We start from the raw sequence: 17,427 nt of genomic DNA, 5'->3' as shown, positions 1-17,427 counted from the left end.
GGAAATTATTTATGAAGTACAAAATATCTATTTTAGCAACAACTCTTTGCCTGTTAATGAATACTGCCTATGCGCAGGACTTGAAAAACGAACTGCTGCAAGATGACAACACGCGTACTGTGGAAAAGCCCAGTATGACAGTTAACGCTAATCAGCCCGGTAAATATGGTGTGTATCAACTGCAACCAGATCTGATTGCAGTACCGCAGGCTTTAGCTAATCGTAATAATAGCCATAAGGGTATTGGTAATATGACGCTGGTCGCCCGTACTGCCGATACCGATGTTGACCAAATGCTGGAGTTTCGTCGCAACTCTGTAGTGCGCAGCAGGATCACAGGTGAGATGGGCGTAGTAACTGGTAATATCAGTGTGCTGGCGAAACCAGATACTGGTATCAATAGCTTGTTAAGGCAGTTCAACCTGAGAGTTGTTCATTCGGCCAGCAGTGCTGGCGTATATGTTGTGCAGCCGAAGGATGATGTTGAGCTAGTATCATTACTGCAGCAAATTGAAGCTTCAGGCTTAATCAGCACAGCCAGATTGGATATTATGGAGAGAAAATACACTAACCAGTAAGCCTTAATCAGCGAAATAATGAAGCTCTGCAATTGTAGAGCTTTATTTTATCCGTGACTAAACGGTAACTACCAGACCCCCGCACTTATTTTTAGTTTGTCTTGCACCACAATAGTCTTTGCTATTCTCGAAGATGTTGTTAAGCCTCTCCTGAAGCCGATAGAGATGGAAGGGCTATTACCTCAATCCCCGAACTCCACAACGACATATACAAATTATTTGGCCCGCCCTTCAGGATTCGAACCTGAGTCAGCCTCAGAAAAAACATAGCTATCACAGTTAGTTACAACTCATATATTTCCACAATAAAGCAAATGTGACAACTTTTGTGACAACCGTGGTTAGGGGTGGGGTCTCTTTAGGGTACGGGGGAGGGAGACAAAGATCTTTCGTATCTGTAGTTGCATGGCAGATACATTAGAGGGGGTTTTGCTCTCGATTTAAAATTGAGTATTAATAAACTTGTTGTTTAATTGGGTCGTTCTAGCCTCATGTGAGGTCCGGAGATTTAAGTGAAGACTGTTGCGATAATAATAATGTCATGTTTGCTAGCTGGCCCATGCAATTTTGTAATTTAACCATTTATCATCCATTATTGTCGGAAGTAGTCAGAAATCGATGACGGCAATTGAGTCTCGATAAAAGCAACAAGCATAAAGACCATCACAAAAGGAACATACATATGTTCGCCTTAATCGATCTCACATCCTTGCTGTTTGTCTTGTTCTCATCAATTGCCGTTGTGTTGGCATGCGGCTCCGGTGGTAATTCTAAAGTCGGTTTGTTAGCGGCTCTGCCAGAAATTGGGATATTTGGAATGTATGCTGGGTTAGTCATCATGATGTCCAATATGTACGATCCAGCAAATCTTCCGCCAGCGATAGCGGTTGCCTTTATGCCCATTCTGTATGCATCAATTATTGGTTTTGTGGTTGTTTCAATGTCGAGCTCCAGCGATCAATCTGAGGCTCCAGAAGCCTCATGGCGTCCCTTTGCAGGGGTGGCTGTTTTTCTTGCGACTATCTCGGCTATTTTTTACGAGCACGCTGCGGCAATGTTGATTCCAGAAGCAGCTTTGGTGGTAGCTGTGTTGTTTGCAACATGTCTAGGTGCACAACGCTTTAGCGGACGAAATGATCCGTCTCAGGTATTTTCGTTACTTCCCTCGATTGGATTGCTCACTGGAGGCATAGGTTTAATCTTGGCGTTGATAAATATCAGTGATCCCAAATCAGTGGGCCCTGCTTTGGCAATCTCTGTGGGGGGGATTATGTATACCAGCCTGATTAAAATACTATGGTTATTACTGACTCCTCGCTACGCGGAGCAGTTAGATGGGAGTAGCCCCGCGATTGACTGGGCTCCATCCAGATTGGCGTTCTTTGGTCTATCGATACTTATTCTTGTCCTCGCGATATCGGACCTTGGCTAGCCAAGATTGATGCCGAGGTGAGCGCGACGGTTTGCCCGACAGCGGTCGGAGTGCCAGAGCCATAGACTACACTTGAAGCGTTGGCTTGCCCTCAAACGTTATCTTGATGACGGTTCAATCCCCATCGATAACAACTGGGTAGAGAATCAAATCAGGCCATGGGCATTGGGTCGTAAGAACTGGTTATTTGCTGGCTCGCTGCGCAGTGGGCAACGTGCCGCTAATGTCATGACGTTGATTCAATCGGCGAAGATGAATGGTCTGGATCCGCACCGCTATCTGAAAGCGGTACTAGGCCGTCTACCTACCGCGAGGCACTCAGATCTGGATGGGTTGCTACCGCACAACTGGAGCAGCCAAGTCTAGGTGGGTTTACCGGACGCTTACACTCGCTCTGCATAAGTCGGCAACTTAGCGCGGTCTCTTAGATAAGTTCTGACGGTGTTCCGAGATAAGCCCAATTGCTTGGCAATGCGACGTATGCTCATTCCTTGTTCATGTAAAACGTGTATGTCCACTAACTGCTCCTGATTGATCATAATCCGCCGCTTTCTCCGTGCTACGAGCGGATAGTTTGCCTCAGGTGGGTCAATTTTATGTCGGCGTTAGTGGGTCAGTTTTACATCGGCGTTAACAACTTCCTCTATCTCTAAATAACTCTCATCAAACACCCACGCCTCACTCGGTTTCTTAGCATTACTGCCACTAGCCTTATATTTGACGGAATAAAGTGCAGCATCCCTAATAAGATACTCTATTAGAACCCTTGCACTTTTTAAATCTGCTATGCGACTCGCAGCAGTCCTCTGAGACCCCACTGAAGGACAACGTTCAGCTAGATGTGTCTTATTCAACGGCAAGAACCCATCAGCTTCTCTTATTAAGGCCAGTGAGCGCTGAAGCGCATCCCATGACAGTAAGTGGTCAACAGTTATGTCCAGAGGCACTGATGAGAGAATGAACACTCTGCGTTGCTTGCCTTCTGGGTGAGGCCGCAGCAGTCTCAAGCGATCTATCGCCTGTGTTGATTCACTCTCTCTGATCTGCTCCACCATAGCCTGAACGCGATGATCTGGATGCAGTTGAACAGTCGTACTGTCATAGTCACCACTCGCGAGTCGGTAGCCTCTTCTTGTGTCATTGCTAAACGGTCTGCTGCCAGATTTATTACCAAGTCTTTGGATTGGCTCTTCGTCATCCCAGAAGATGCCTCTCGCACTTGCTTCTGCACCTGTTGAGGATGGTTGCTCACGACCAATGATTATCACATTTTCATAGTCGCTAAACGTATTCAGCCCTCTGATGCTGTTGAAGTGAACTACGGTTGCACCAGCGTATTCGCCATGGCCAGTTGTTACTTTCTCACCTGTGATTAGCATTCGTATTTCACGAGAGCACACAACGAGCGTTGGTGTGTCAGTGGATGCTATTTTAGAGATGAAGTCTTTTATGTCCTCCACCTTTGGTTCGCTGTGTTGATCCGTCAAAGCAGCCTTACTGAAGGCGCGATCGTAGAATTGAAACACCTCTGCCTGACGCTCAACATCAATACTGGTGACTTTGATGTCTGGTAGAAACTTCTTGAGGATCAGTTCGTCCGCATCAGCGTCAATGATTAATATGGGCGAAAGAATGTCAGTGAATATGTCTTTGCGCTTGAGTATATAAACCTGACTCTCATCCCACGTGATGGCATTGGATTCAGTGCGGCTGGTTAGCCTAAGTTCTTCAGCTAATGTGTTCAGCAGTGTGGGGATGAATGTCTTCGGCTTAGCACCCTTCAATGCCTTGTCTTGTTGAGCTTGCGGCAAGTTTGGCTTCAGCGATGAGATGACATTGTCGTACTCCGCTTCTATCGCGATTGCTTCATCCATCACCTCATCAGCAGAGTAGCTAGAACGCAGGTGATATAGCAGATGCGGTTTGTCTTCTGAGGCAAACTCTCCAACCATCCGCGCAATCTTGTACTGTTTGTTCAGCCGAGTCAGCTCAGTAATGTTGAGTGATTGTTTTGTTGATGCCGACTTCACGAATGATTCATCAATCACCGTCAGCGATGGCTTCATAAATCGGTCTTTGGCTCTCAAAAACAGGTGGTCATGCGTCAGCACCTTGACCTCTGAAAGAACTGGTATCATCTCATGCGGTATTTCTGGGGGATCATCGAACTGCGCAATGTAAGGACAGTCATCGTAAAACTCACACTTTGCGCTACCGCTTTTACATAACGTGCTCATTACGTTAAGACCCAGTTCAGATACTGTCTTGGCTAACTCATTCTTCTTGCAATAGTCTTCACCGCTATTTGGTATACCACTGCGGCCATATATGATTCTGGCTCTCTCAAATACAGCGTCTGTTCCGTCCGTATCCTTAATATCGAGCGATAAGGTTTTATTCAGATCGGCTAGTAGCTCCTGCGATAGCTTGTGATTCGGCACGAAATAGTGAACATCGCCTTTTTCCAACAGGTTGTAGTTGAGCAGATCTTTGATAACCGCGCGTGTCTTGCCTAAACCAGCCGTTGCCTTTATCACGTGCACTGGCCGCTCATTCATAAACTCATTTTCAAGGTAAGCTTTGGCGGCTTCTCCAAACTCAGCCACCGCTTTGTTGAGTGCGTCTTGACCCTGTTCAAGAGTCAACAGTGGTTTGTCCCAGTGAGGTGGAATATTTCTGTCGTTGCCGCCGAACTTCTCAATAGCGGAGTCAATGCAGTAATCCAGATATGAATCAGATAAGTAGCGTTTTATTCTGTCTAAACTGTGATTGCTCTGATCGGCCTCGCGTATGCGGTGTCTCAGGTCAGCCTTTAGCGCTTCTTTACTGGCAAGAGTGCGTTTAGCCCCATGAGCGTATGCGTAAGCTGCGGTGGCACGGATTAAGATGTCGTTAAACCCTGAACACCCCTCTCCGTCGCCCAGCAGTTGTAGCTTTGCTTCATAGCCGACTGGAAGGATACCTGAACTGGAGGTGTAAAGTTCAACGTTAGCGGAAGGATGTTGAATGGGATCGTGCAGTAGCAAAGTGGCAGAGTCCACTTCACCTTGAATGAAGCCACTGCGTCCATTAGCAAATGGATCTTCTCTGCCTTCGAATACTGGTTTAGCTACGTAATGAATTTGAGCAGCGCTAAACAGGGCGGGATCAATCAGCTTCGCTCCAAAGACGCTGTTGTGCGGTATCGCCCATCTGCTCTTAAGAATGTCGTTAGCGACAGGCTGACTGAGCCAGTAATAAAGGTGAATTGAAATGCTATTGGTGTCAGCCGTACCAGCCGAATTAGAAAGCTGCCAGTGGCACGAGCATTTGTGCAACTCTGCAGGGAGCTGTGCGATGGCAAAAGCGATGGCTTGCTCTGTGTTGGCAATTAGATCCATGCCATCTGGAAGCGATAGCTTATCTACATCCACCATAATCCAAGGCTGTGCCGCATCAACAATGGGTGAGCTGTTCAGGTCTTCATCTTCTTTGCGTCTCAAGCGCCTTAATATGGGTCTGTTCAGATCCACTCCGTCAATGAGGCTGCCTCTGATTACGCAAGCGTTAGGCTCATCCTGTTCAAGACGTGTCAGCAGTTTAGACAGATCGTGTATGTTACTGACGTGTTCTATTTGCGCCCAGAATCTCTTTACGGTTGTAGGATACTGATGCTTATCGTTGCCCTCAAAACGTTTGCACAGAGGGATGCCGAGAGACTTTAAGACAGTAATTTCAGCCATCAATACAACCGTAATTCAGACAACCAACTTCAACCATACACCCCACAGAAGCAACATGGAAGATTGGAAACTAGTGCTTATAAAAGGTCGTGTTAGTGCCGCCTAACCTCTGGAGATGCTTGAGGTTAATCATGATTAATTGGTTAAAAATTGATCAATTAAATGGGCTGCATAGGTAGCTACACAGCCTCTCACTCACGCGCGTTTAATATCTACTACGTTGGCTGCAATTGGTTTCAGAAGGTGCTGGTGAATCTTCTGAGACTCCTTGAATAAGTTAGCAACCACCTCAGTCTGAGCGAGGCTGTCCGTACCGTAGTTGAGCATATTTTCGCTAAAACCTACCTCTCTGCCTGACCATCCAGCTATTGTAGCTGCAGCAGTAGGACTAACGCCGTTACTGTCACAGTTGGCTTTGAAAGTGTGCCTACAGCAGTGACCAGTGAGTCTGTCGTTGCCTGTGGCAACATAAAGCAGCTTCTTGATCTTGTGGCTGTGGTTGGACTCAGTTGTACTATTCAGCCACTCAAGCGCCTTTGGTAGATGCTCAGCGATAAATTCAACACCTAATACGATAGGCACTACACGCTTACGAGCGTTGGTCTTAGTCTCCCCGTCAACCAATAACAACGGCAGCTCTCCAGACAGCCTGAGCCGCTCTGGTGTGAGCCTCTTTATTTCTGAAGGCATCATTGCACCTTGCAGCATAAGCAGCACACAAGCCGCTACAGACGCTTCTGAGCCACTTGTAGATACGCAATAGTCAACCAACTGCAGTTGCTCACTGCGCTTAATCACAACACGCTGTTTGGGTTTAGATTTAGGTACATCAGGTCGTTCAATAACCCATGAAAACCTGTAACGCTTTGATGCATATCGTAAGCAAGCAACAATGTCATTCAACTCACGCCTGATGGATGCACCAGAGACACCCTCAGCCACTCTGTTGGCCACATAAGCATCCAGACCGTCATGGATATGATCCAGAGTGGCATTACTTATGGCTACGTTACCTGCCATTGCTAACCAACGCTTCCAACGATTGGTTATTCGCTTACCTTCTCTGGATGAGGTGTCAATGCCTTTGCTTGCAGCGTAATCACTCCACAGAGACGATAGCGTCTTAGGCTTTGCTTTCGCGCGGTTGTGAAGACTGGTCCATGCTTCTGCTGTCACACGGTCTTCAAAGGTCAGCTTCTCGCCACGATTGTATTTATCTACGACATCATCAAATTCAGGTATGACCATATCGCTGTAGTCTTCTTCATGGGCTTGCAGCTGTTGCTTGAGGCGTTCTTCTTCAGCTGAAACGTCAAGATCTTTGGCAACCTTCAGGTGTTGTCCGCGTGACAACTGACGTTTGCGTAGAAACTCAGTGACGGCCATGTCCAACTCTGACGCACCAAAGGCATCAGGATCACTGTTCTCAATCATCTTGATCTGCAGCTCGTAAGCTTCGGAAGCTCTGGCTATCGCTTTGGCCAGTTTAGATTCTGTAGCCTCACTCACCTTCAGGTCTAATGGATATGAAAAGGTCTTCTTTGGAAAGTAGAGACGAAGCTTAGTGGGGTAGTCACGCTGGTAGTGAAGCCTGTCACTGTTGCCTATGGTTCTGACGTATCTGGGGAGTTTCATGCGTATTCCTGTAAGATATTCTGTAAATATACAGCGTCAATAGAACACAATTCAATTACTAATCAGCAGCTTAGCGTGGAGGTTCAAGTCCTCTCCTGGGCACCATTTCTTTTCTAGTTGTTTGTGAAAATTACGCTGATTAGGCTCGGTGGGTACGACAATGCTTTGCATTGTCGAGAGGACTCACCCGGCCACTCAGCATAGCTGCGCGGCGTTCGCCAGCTCACCCTCTTCTAGGCACGATTTCTTTTCAATTTCCTTACCCAGCTCTCGTTCCTGTCAAACAACCTGAAAATACCTGATTAAATCCGCGTATAATCCCACCACACCCTCCGGACACCTCGACTCATGGCAACACATCCGTACAGTACTTTAAGCCCTGAGCGGGTCCTCGACGCGATTGAAGCACAAGGTTATCGCTGCGATGGACGAATTAACGCGCTAAATTCTTATGAGAACCGCGTTTTTCAAGTGGGGATTGAAGACGAACCGCCGCTCATTGCTAAGTTCTATCGCCCGGAGCGCTGGTCACTCGCTCAAATTGAAGAGGAGCATCTCTTCTGCGCCGAATTAACAGCGGCAGAATGGCCGGTCGTAGCACCACTGATCGGACCGAATGGCCTAACCGCCCATGAAGACAATGGCTTTATATTTTCACTGTTTACCCGTTTTGGCGGCCATGCTCCCGAACCCAGCAACCTAGACACAATCGAGCTTCTGGGGCGCTCTCTTGGCAGACTTCATGCAATCGGGGCACAACGCGACTTTAAGTACCGCCCAGCAATCACCGTCGAATCTTACGGAAGGGGAAGTCGTGAATTTTTACTCAACAACCAGTGTATACCAAGCAGTTTAGTCGACTCTTACGCCACCCTGACTCGCGACATACTCGAACGCGTCGACTCCATTTTTGAAAGCACCCCTCACGAGGCCCTTCGTCTTCATGCCGATTGCCATTTAGGCAACATTTTGTGGCGTGACGATCGAGCCGTGTTCGTTGATTTTGATGACTGCCGCATGGGGCCTGCGGTGCAAGATCTGTGGATGCTGCTGAGTGGAGATCGCCTAGAGCAAACGCAACAACTTGAAGCTTTGCTCGAGGGCTATGAAATGTTTTATGACTTCGATGACCGCGAACTCGAACTCATCGAGAGTCTTCGAACACTGCGCATGATGCACCACGCTGCTTGGCTTGCACGCAGGTGGAGTGACCCAGCGTTTCCAAGAGCATTCCCTTGGTTTAATACCGAGCGGTACTGGGGTGAGCATATTCTTGAACTGCGTGAGCAGTTGAGTGCCCTGCAGGAGCCACCGCTCGAGCGCATGGGCGGTAATATCTGACTGAGAGACTGCATGAATCAGTTTCCAGCGCACGGACATCCAATCCGCAACTGACACCAGTGATATCCTGCACTGCCAGCGGGCAAGCGCCAAGCGTTTACGCGGTTCGATTCCTGCTTCAGTAGCGCTAATAGGACCGGAGAGAGCAAAATAAAATACTGGACTCGACAACGTTTGTGATGAAAAGCCCATAGACGATCAACGAGTAGTAACATATCCTCCGTCAACAGCAATAATGGCTCCTGTTACGTTATTCGAAGCTGTCGAGGCCAAACACACGGCAACAAATGAACGAAGTGATGAAGATTTTTGAAGTACGTCATATAGGTGTCTCCTCCAATTTCCGAATCGGAGCCAAAGTGGTGTCTCTGTTGATGACCTCTTTGCCGTCCAACTTGGTACGGATAGTGTTAGCTATTCGCTGAGCTGTTCTAAACTGCTACGCTTAACTCAACACCGCAATTTTTTGACGCTCTACGAGTTCAAGATCGACTTCGTAACCAAGCCCCGGTTTCGTCGGAGCGTGAGCAAAGCCATCCGAATCAATTTGTATCTCTTCTACGAGCCCATGCCACCAGGCTTCTTGGGGTAATAATATTTCCATAAAGCTGGTGTTTGGAATCGCCATCTGGATGTGGAGATTGGCTACATCATTCAGTGAATTTCCACCGTGGTGGATTTCAAGCTTCATGGCGAACGCTTCGGCGAGATGCGCAATTTTTAGCATCGAGGTGATGCCGCCTTTGATCATGACGTCGCCACGCAACATGTCGGTCGCTTTATTCATAATCCAGGGCGCATAATCATCTAGCCACCCGGCCGGGAACTCGGTGGCCATCACCGGTATGTCCATACTTTCCCTGAGCTTCGCATAGTTGTAGATATCCGTGATGGGTAAAGGATCCTCGTACCACAGGAACCCCAGTTCTTCTATCGCACGACCTACCTTGACCGCCTCGCCGAGGTCGTAAGCAGAACGAGAATCCAGCATCAGGTTAAAGTTGTCGCCCACTGCTTTACGGACAGCCTGGCAGGCGGCAATATCCTCGCGCCAGTGTTGTTTGGGGTGCAGTTTATAGCCGTGCAAACCAGCGTCCTTTACTGCAAGAGCTTGTTCGACATATCCGTCAACAGAATCGTGCTGCTCTGAACTCGCATAGACCGGGATCTTGTGGCGGAATGTGCCGATCATGGCATGTACAGGCAACCCGCTGATTTTTCCGGCGAGGTCCCACAAGGCAACGTCGACAGCGCAGACCGCCAGTGTGCTGACTTGAGCCCGCATGCGAGACATGCTCTGAAACAGACGCTCGCGATCCAGTGGGTTCTGGCCCAGAAGTATAGGTTTTAGGAAACGTGTGATATAGGGTGCTTCCAAGCTCGCAGGGTGCACACACAAACCTAACAGTGCATGGCCTTCTATGCCTTCATCTGTTGTGATCCGAACCAGGCCTAGATCGCTGTTGTTTGCTACCATTTTAACTTCATGGTCATAGCTTTTAAGCGGGATATTCTCCCATTTGAATAGCGTTACTGTTACATCGGTAATCTTCATATCAATTATCCAGAATTATTTCGATATTAAACATCCAAACCCAGGCGAGCTAACACGGCTGCTGCGTGCTCACCAAGCAAAGGCACCGAGCTAAGTGGCCGTTATGGTGTACCGGAAAGAGCCAATGGGCTATTGACATCCCGCATGTCCTTCTGGACTTTAATGGCAACCTCGGTCAGCGCATGTATTTCCTTCATCTGTGGCTGCGTCAATGCTGCGAAATCAAGTCAATCCGAAGGATGCACCACCGTGAGCACCGCCACCGTCGACAACTGTTGCCCCAGTGTTTGGTTCAATTTCGCCAGACGAGATTTCCTTGATCAGGTTCCCTTCCACCAACACCTGGTGGTTCTCATAGATCTTATTCTCGGTGCCATTGAAGATGTTGACGTTCTTGAAAAGCACCTGCCTTGGCGATTCGCTTTCTGCTGCAATTACAACAGAAGTGGTCACCAAGAAGGCAAGCAGTGAAATTAAGCGTGCGAGTTTGTGGTTCATTTTTCCTCTTCTATCCATTCAGATTGATCACAACACTATGCCTTTCTGTTCTACCCAACAAAACGCTGTTAGCCCTTTTAATTAGTAAATGGGCGATTCAGCCATCGGAGGAAAGGGATCTTCACCCGTGAAAGGATTCGCATCAGCCAGCGCTTCATTTAGTTCGAAGCCAAGACCAGGGCGATTGGGGACTATGACGTAACCGTCTTCCCACTGAATGGGTACGGTGAGCAAGTCGTTAAAGAAACCGTCAAAGTTGTCGATGCTTTCCAGGATAAGAAAGTTCGGTAACGTAGCTGATAGTTGAATATTCGCTGCAGCCTCCATAGGACCGGCATACAAATGTGGTGCAAACTGCGCATAGTGAGCCTCAGCCATTGCAGCAATCTTCTTACCCTCTAAAATGCCGCCTACACGACCCAGAGCAGGCTGCAAGATTTGGATCGCCTGTGCCTCCAACACCTTTGAAATTTCGAAACGGCTCACCAGTCGTTCGCCACCCGAGATTGGAATGGTGGTGGAACTGGCCACACGCGCCATTTCTTTTGGATTGCATGGGGGAACGGGTTCCTCGAACCAAAGTGGATCGAATCGCTCTAAGCGACGGGCGAGCCGAATTGCACTGGATGTGGTGAGTTGCCCATGTGTCTTGATCATCAAATCACACTTACTTCCCGCCACCTCGCGCAAGCTTTCCATGAGTTTCTCTGCACCGTCCAACGCCTCGAGGGAAAGTTGTCGAGGGTCGAAAGACCCCATCGGCATAACCGGATCAAAACCGACAGCGGTAAACCCCATGTCCATGTAATGCTGCAATCGTTTGGGCGCTTGGTCCGTATCACCATGAAAATTTTCCGCGGTCAGCTCGGCAACGTCGGGATAGAGATAGGTGTAGGACCTGAGCCTCTTGTGCACCATCCCTCCCATCAGATTGTAAACTGGTTGGTTTAAAGCCTTGCCGACTATATCCCAACAAGCCATTTCAATACCTGAAAGTACTCCGCTAGTGCTGACATCGGGCCGCTGCACGAATCCGGCCGAGTAAATAATACGCCACATTTTTTCGATATTAAACGGACTTTCTCCTACCACATGTCGCTCGAATACGTTCTCTATCATCTTGCAGACAACATCGGGGCCGAATGGCACTCCGTAGACTTCACCATAACCCGATATTCCATTATTCGTGGTCAACTTTACGAATATCCAGTAGGCGCCGCCTTTATGAGGCGGCGGAGTCGCTACGGCCCATGTTTTAACATCTGTTATTTTCATATTGCACTCCGTGAGCCCTAGTGTTCGTCACGTTTTTAGGCAAATCCAATATTCACTATCATGCGGCTTTTACCTCGCGCGTTAAGATTGCAGCGCGAAGTTCGTCACGGCGTTTATTTACGGCCTGAGCATGACGCTCACGTACATGGCCATAACCTCGAATTTGCTCAGGCAAATCTAATAGTTCAGCGATTTCCCCAGCCAATTCAGCCGAGTTACTCGACAAGGCAATTTCAATATCCGCCTCATAATCTGCAAGCAGTTTGACGCCCAGCCTACGCTCCTCAGAATAGCGAAATGGGTCAAGGATGGTGCCACGCAGGAACCGAAATCGGTTCATCATCTTGAAGAAAAGCATTGCTCTGCTGCTCGATATTTCGCCCTTGGTGAACTTGCCGGTCTCTTTATTAAACCCACCATAGGGCCAGGCACCAAAGTGAAAGGTTAGCTTCATGTCGCCATCGAACGTATCGGCCAGGGCTTTGCGAAAAGATGGCTTGGTATAAAGCCGAGCTACTTCCCATTCATCTTTGACTGCCAGTAGTTTGTAATAACCCCGTGCAACTGCCTTTACTGACGCCTCATTAAGCCCAGCGTTCCGGACCCGCTGTACCATATCGGAGTAGCGTTTTGCCAAACTCACATCCTGGTAGTCAATCAGCTCTTTCTCCCGATGTGCAACAATATCATCCACCGACGGCTCACTGTGAAACTTGACCACGACCGCCACTTCGTCACCCGCCAGGCGGCGAGCAGCAGGCGCATCAGCATAAGCCAATCGTCCAAGATCAAACGCCTGCTTGTTTTTAGCTACCGCTACCCCATTCAGTTCTATAGCCCGATGAATTGCCTCCAAAGACAAGGGAATTCCACCCTGCTGCCAAGAAGCACCCATGAGCAGCATATTAGCGAAAACGCGATCTCCCATGACTCGATCTGCCAATGTTTGCGCATCCAACGTGTGGAGGTGCTCTCCTAATACCTGACTTAAACGTCCGACCTGCGCTGCACTATCGAGTGTCCAGTCTGGGTTCATCGAAAATGCAGCTGTCGGGACCACCGTTGTATCAACAACGGCAAGTGACTTACTGCTAGCCATTTTTGAAAGTGCTTCGTCACCCGCAGTAACAACGAGGTCACTGCCTATTATCGCGTTCGCTTCCCCTGCAGCAATACGAGTTGCCCTCATTTGCTCTGGACTTTCCGCTATTTTGACGTGGGAATGAACGGCACCGTACTTCTGAGCCAAACCGGTAATATCAAGACTTGTTGAAAAATAACCATCGGCGTGAGCCGCAACCGCTAATGTTTGGCCTATGGTCACCACGCCGGCACCACCAATACCTGAAACGAGTACGGACCAGGCACCGTGAATAGCAGTCTCGGGGACAGGCAGATGGCTAACATCGATCGATACGTCGGTTGCCTGCGCTTTCTTCGGCTGTGCTCCCGAGACACTGACAAGAGAGGGGCAAAATCCTTCAAGACACGAAAAATCTTTATTACACGACGACTGGTTAATCTTTCGTTTACGGCCAAACTCGGTCTCCAAAGGCTCAATCGCCATGCAACCCGAAACCGTAGAGCAATCACCGCACCCTTCGCACACTTCCGGATTAATAAACACGCGCTTATCGGGGTCTTGCCACTTACCGCGCTTACGCAGGCGGCGGCGTTCTGTAGCACAGGGTTGATCGTAAATAATAACCGTTACCCCGCTTAACTCGCGAAACTCCGCCTGCACCGCATCCATTGCCGTACGGTGATACACCTGAACGCCAAGTGCATGAGCATCAAATTTCTCAGGTTCATCTGACACCAATGCGATGCGCCTAACACCCTCAGCTTTAAGTTGCGCGACCATCTTCTCCGGAGAATTATCGCCATCGTGTTGCTGCCCCCCAGTCATAGAGACAAAGCCGTTGTGCAAAATCTTGTAGGTAATATTGACCTGTGATGCCACAGCAGCTCGAATGGCAAGGTGGCCCGAATGAAAATACGTACCATCCCCCATATTGGTAAAAACATGCTTCTCTTCAGTGAAGGGAAATTGCCCGGGCCACATCATACCTTCGGCCCCCATATGGCTCATCGAATTGGTTTTTTCTGGATCACGCAAAATCGTCAGGGAATGGCAACCTATACCACCCAGAGCACGACTGCCCTCTGGCAATTGTGTCGAACGACCGTGAGGGCAGCCTGCGCAAAATGAGGGTGGGCGCTCAACTCCGCCTGGTAGGACAGGCTGGCTCATCAAACAGTCGGGAAGCGAAAAACCGCCATCAGGCTCAACATCGTTTAGCACTCGCAGCAGAACTTGAGACACCAGGTTTGGGTCGATTTCACCGTAAGTCGGAAATGCACAGTCAGCGGCTGAGTCGCCACTAGATTTGAAGTGCTTGCCCACGATGTTGGGGCGAATGTCAGAATCGTAGAGTATGGCGCGAACTTGATCTTCAAGTAGAGGACGTTTTTCCTCTACGATCAGCAGGGTGTGAAGGTCCTTGCAGAATTCGCGAACAATGGCGTCATCCAATGGCCAAACCATGCCAATTTTTAGCAGGCTTATGGAAGTATTCCCCAATTTCCCATCAATATAGCCCAATCCCGACAGAGCCTGGCTCGTATCTTGCCAAGCTTTGCCGGCGGCCATAATGCCAATCCGGGCCTCCGGTGCCTCTTCAATACGGTTTATCTCGTTGGCGCGCGCATAGGTCATTACTTTTTTTAACTTTACGTCCCATAACAGTCGCTCTTGCTCTAAAAAAGGCGTAAATGTTTTGATCGATGTATCTGGACCCGTGTCGTCTGGCGTAGTTATCTTCGGGTTATCCGGCGAGACATATACTGAACCGCCACCCTCCACCACATCAGTCACAAGTTTCATGCCCACAAGCGTCGAGGCGTAGCGACTCATTGCTATGCCATGAAGGCCGTAATCAAAAACATCTTGCACATTGGCAGGAGCTAAAAAAGGCAGTCCGAGCGATGCAAAGTTCAAATCCGAATAACATGCCACTGTCGAGGACTTGGCGCCATGATCATCACCCACGAGTAGCAGAGTGCCACCGGCGGTGTTGGTGCCCGCTAAATTGGCATGGCGAATTGCATCCATAGACCGGTCTAAGCCTGGCGCTTTGCCGTACCAGATCGAGAAAACGCCATCGACTTTTGCGCCCGGGAACAAGCCTACCATCTGGGCGCCCCACGTCGCAGTCGCCGCTAGATCCTCGTTCACACCCGGTTGAAAATGGATATTGTGGGCTTTTAATTCTTTTTCCGCCTGCTGCAACGACATATCGTAGGCGCCCACGGGCGAGCCGCGATAACCAGAAATGTATCCACCCGTATTTAACCCCGCCGCCTCATCGCGCATACGCTGTTGGATCGGCAGGCGAACCAAGGCCTGCATACCCGTCATGTAAACCCAGCCTTCTTGCTGCTGGAGACGGTCATCGAGGGTCATCTCTAGACGTTGTTTGCGGGAATAATTTGCCATCGATTAATATCCTTGTTCAGAGGGAAAGGCCCTGCACTAAGGATAAAGTAGACAAATCGTATAATTCAGTCCAATTCTATTTATTCTTCACATCAATAAGTTTTATGAATACTTTCCTCATTGAAGCCTGCTTTTTGCTGTTTTTGTTCAGCGCGCTGTATCAGAGCGTCGCTGACCCGAACGCCGAGAGCGTCCCGGCGCAGACTTGGGTTTAGAACTTGGACGTTTGGGTTTGCTTGGGCTCTCGGGCAGGGGCTCCTGAGGGGCAAATCCATCAATAAACTCTCGTGGCAACTGACGACTAATCACCCGCTCTATGTCTCTGAGTTGCTTTACTTCATCGGCGCATACCAACGATATCGCCCGCCCGTTAGAGCCCGCGCGACCGGTGCGACCAATGCGATGTACGTAGTCCTCTGGTACATTCGGTAAATCAAAATTGATGACTACCGGCAACTGGGCAATGTCGATGCCTCGCGACGCAATATCGGTTGCGACCAGTACCGCTATTTTACCGCTTTTGAAATCCGCCAAGGCTTTTGTGCGCTGCGACTGGCTACGATTGCCATGAATCGCAGCCGCTCTGATATTTGCCTTATCCAACTCTCTTACGAGTTTGTTGGCACCGTGTTTGGTTCTGGAGAACACCAAGACTTGCACCCAACCGTAGTTGTTTAGCAAATATTGGAGCACAGCCGATTTTTGTTTCTTATCGACGGGATAAATCAACTGATCTACGGTGTGCGCCGCTGCATTTTTAGGCGTAACACTCACTTCTACAGGTCGTCGCAAATACGTCTGCGCCAGCGTTCGAATCTCATCCGAATAGGTCGCTGAAAACATCAGCGTTTGCTTTGTTGCGGGCAGTAGCTTTTGAATACGCCTGATGGCGGGAATGAATCCCATGTCCAGCATTCGGTCGGCTTCATCGAGCACCAGCACGTCAATCATTTTCAAATCCACTTCGCCCTGCTCACTCAGATCAAGCAAGCGGCCAGGTGTGGCGATGAGCACGTCTACACCCTGCTTTAACTGGCGAATCTGGGGGCCTATTTTAACGCCGCCAAACACCGCCAACGTCCGACAGGAGATGTATTTACTGTAGGTTTGGGCGGATGCCTCGATTTGGGCAGCGAGCTCTCGAGTGGGCGTAATGATCAGGAACTTTGGGGATTTGGAGCTGTTTGGTTTGCGCAACAAGGTCTCCAACAGCGGCAACGTAAAGGCCGCCGTTTTCCCAGTACCAGTTTGGGCAGAGGCCATTAGATCTTTGCCTTGCAAAACCGGCCCAATAGCCGCGGATTGAATTGCAGTGGGCGTTGTATAACCAGTGTCTGAAATCGCTTGTAGTAACTTAGGCGACAAGCCTAAATCCGAAAAATTCATAAGATATCCTTGCACTAAGATGAGCGCATACGACCGGCTGTCGTCAGCAGGTCAATTATTCAACTGATCTTTGCAGTAGGACCGTCGTGACATATTAAGTGTGAGAGACACAGAAGGATCAACTTGGGAGAAAGGAAAGACCAAACAATCTCTGCTTTAAGCAGAGCCTCGGAGCAGCTCCGGGTGCGCGGAGTCTAGGCGGATCATCCCTGAAAAGCAACCACTTGCGCCAATAACTGACTTCGCTTGGTGGCGAGCAATAAGGCGCAAAAATGCGCGGGCATCGGTAATTGGCGACTACTCATCCTCGTGCAATGCGGTCACGTAGCTCTCGCCATCCTCAACAGCGACCATCAAACGAATCGGTCGGCAACAAACTTCGCAATCTTCAATATAGTCTTGCTCTGCGACGCTGTGATCAATCACGAGCTCAATCGTCTCCCAGCAATAGGGGCACTGTATGTTCTGAGTATCCAGCATGGTCATGCTCTTTCAACAACGTGAGT

Annotated in this window: 11 protein-coding genes and 2 pseudogenes; 4 read left to right on the top strand and 9 right to left on the bottom strand. The window is 49.0% G+C overall.

Annotated features, from left to right (window positions below; genetic code table 11):
* The first annotated feature begins 11 nt into the window (after window positions 1-11).
* The 3 genes and pseudogenes from EYZ66_RS03195 to EYZ66_RS03185 all read left to right on the top strand — a co-directional run.
* Entirely contained in the window at window positions 12-578 is a 567-nt protein-coding gene (locus tag EYZ66_RS03195) for a hypothetical protein (RefSeq protein ID WP_009577081.1), read from the top strand.
* Window positions 579-1,260: 682 nt separating this feature from the next.
* Window positions 1,261-2,010: a hypothetical protein gene (locus EYZ66_RS03190; RefSeq protein WP_009577182.1), complete on the top strand. Its 750-nt coding sequence runs from the start codon at window positions 1,261-1,263 to the stop codon at window positions 2,008-2,010.
* A gap of 52 nt (window positions 2,011-2,062) precedes the next feature.
* Window positions 2,063-2,376 (top strand): annotated as a pseudogene (locus EYZ66_RS03185) (IS66 family transposase); the annotation flags it as partial.
* A 50-nt stretch (window positions 2,377-2,426) separates the two neighbouring features.
* Here the strand turns inward: EYZ66_RS03185 and EYZ66_RS03180 are convergent.
* The 3 genes and pseudogenes from EYZ66_RS03180 to EYZ66_RS03170 all read right to left on the bottom strand — a co-directional run.
* Window positions 2,427-2,549, bottom strand: a pseudogene (locus tag EYZ66_RS03180) (helix-turn-helix domain-containing protein); the annotation flags it as partial.
* A gap of 66 nt (window positions 2,550-2,615) precedes the next feature.
* Window positions 2,616-5,732, bottom strand: coding sequence for a hypothetical protein (locus EYZ66_RS03175; RefSeq protein ID WP_009577180.1), 3,117 nt, complete (start codon window positions 5,730-5,732; stop codon window positions 2,616-2,618).
* 195 nt (window positions 5,733-5,927) lie between these two features.
* On the bottom strand, window positions 5,928-7,367 hold the full coding sequence (locus tag EYZ66_RS03170; RefSeq protein ID WP_009577179.1) for a site-specific integrase: 1,440 nt from the start codon (window positions 7,365-7,367) through the stop codon (window positions 5,928-5,930).
* A gap of 348 nt (window positions 7,368-7,715) precedes the next feature.
* On the opposite strand from EYZ66_RS03170, the gene EYZ66_RS03165 reads away from it, so the two are divergent.
* On the top strand, window positions 7,716-8,708 hold the full coding sequence (locus EYZ66_RS03165; protein ID WP_009577422.1) for a serine/threonine protein kinase: 993 nt from the start codon (window positions 7,716-7,718) through the stop codon (window positions 8,706-8,708).
* A 445-nt stretch (window positions 8,709-9,153) separates the two neighbouring features.
* On the opposite strand, the gene EYZ66_RS03160 is transcribed toward EYZ66_RS03165, so the two are convergent.
* The 6 genes from EYZ66_RS03160 to EYZ66_RS03135 all read right to left on the bottom strand — a co-directional run bounded on the left by EYZ66_RS03160 (window position 9,154) and on the right by EYZ66_RS03135 (window position 17,401).
* Window positions 9,154-10,263 (bottom strand): enolase C-terminal domain-like protein, encoded by a 1,110-nt coding sequence (locus EYZ66_RS03160; RefSeq protein WP_160195591.1) that lies wholly within the window; start codon window positions 10,261-10,263, stop codon window positions 9,154-9,156.
* Window positions 10,264-10,485: 222 nt separating this feature from the next.
* Window positions 10,486-10,761 carry a hypothetical protein gene (locus tag EYZ66_RS03155; protein ID WP_009576991.1) on the bottom strand — a complete coding sequence of 92 codons (276 nt, stop codon included), beginning with the start codon at window positions 10,759-10,761 and terminating at the stop codon, window positions 10,486-10,488.
* 81 nt (window positions 10,762-10,842) lie between these two features.
* Entirely contained in the window at window positions 10,843-12,036 is a 1,194-nt protein-coding gene (locus EYZ66_RS03150) for a mandelate racemase/muconate lactonizing enzyme family protein (protein ID WP_009576992.1), read from the bottom strand.
* A gap of 58 nt (window positions 12,037-12,094) precedes the next feature.
* On the bottom strand, window positions 12,095-15,535 hold the full coding sequence (locus tag EYZ66_RS03145; RefSeq protein WP_160195590.1) for an indolepyruvate ferredoxin oxidoreductase family protein: 3,441 nt from the start codon (window positions 15,533-15,535) through the stop codon (window positions 12,095-12,097).
* A 147-nt stretch (window positions 15,536-15,682) separates the two neighbouring features.
* Window positions 15,683-16,921 (bottom strand): DEAD/DEAH box helicase, encoded by a 1,239-nt coding sequence (locus EYZ66_RS03140; protein ID WP_009577329.1) that lies wholly within the window; start codon window positions 16,919-16,921, stop codon window positions 15,683-15,685.
* 297 nt (window positions 16,922-17,218) lie between these two features.
* Entirely contained in the window at window positions 17,219-17,401 is a 183-nt protein-coding gene (locus EYZ66_RS03135) for a CPXCG motif-containing cysteine-rich protein (protein WP_040818070.1), read from the bottom strand.
* Window positions 17,402-17,427 lie beyond the last annotated feature (26 nt).

Origin of the sequence: Aequoribacter fuscus, assembly GCF_009910365.1 — a bacterium.
GTDB lineage: Bacteria > Pseudomonadota > Gammaproteobacteria > Pseudomonadales > Halieaceae > Aequoribacter > Aequoribacter fuscus.
The sequence above is the reverse complement of the archived record's forward strand: the minus strand, read 5'-3'. Positions and strand labels throughout refer to the sequence as shown.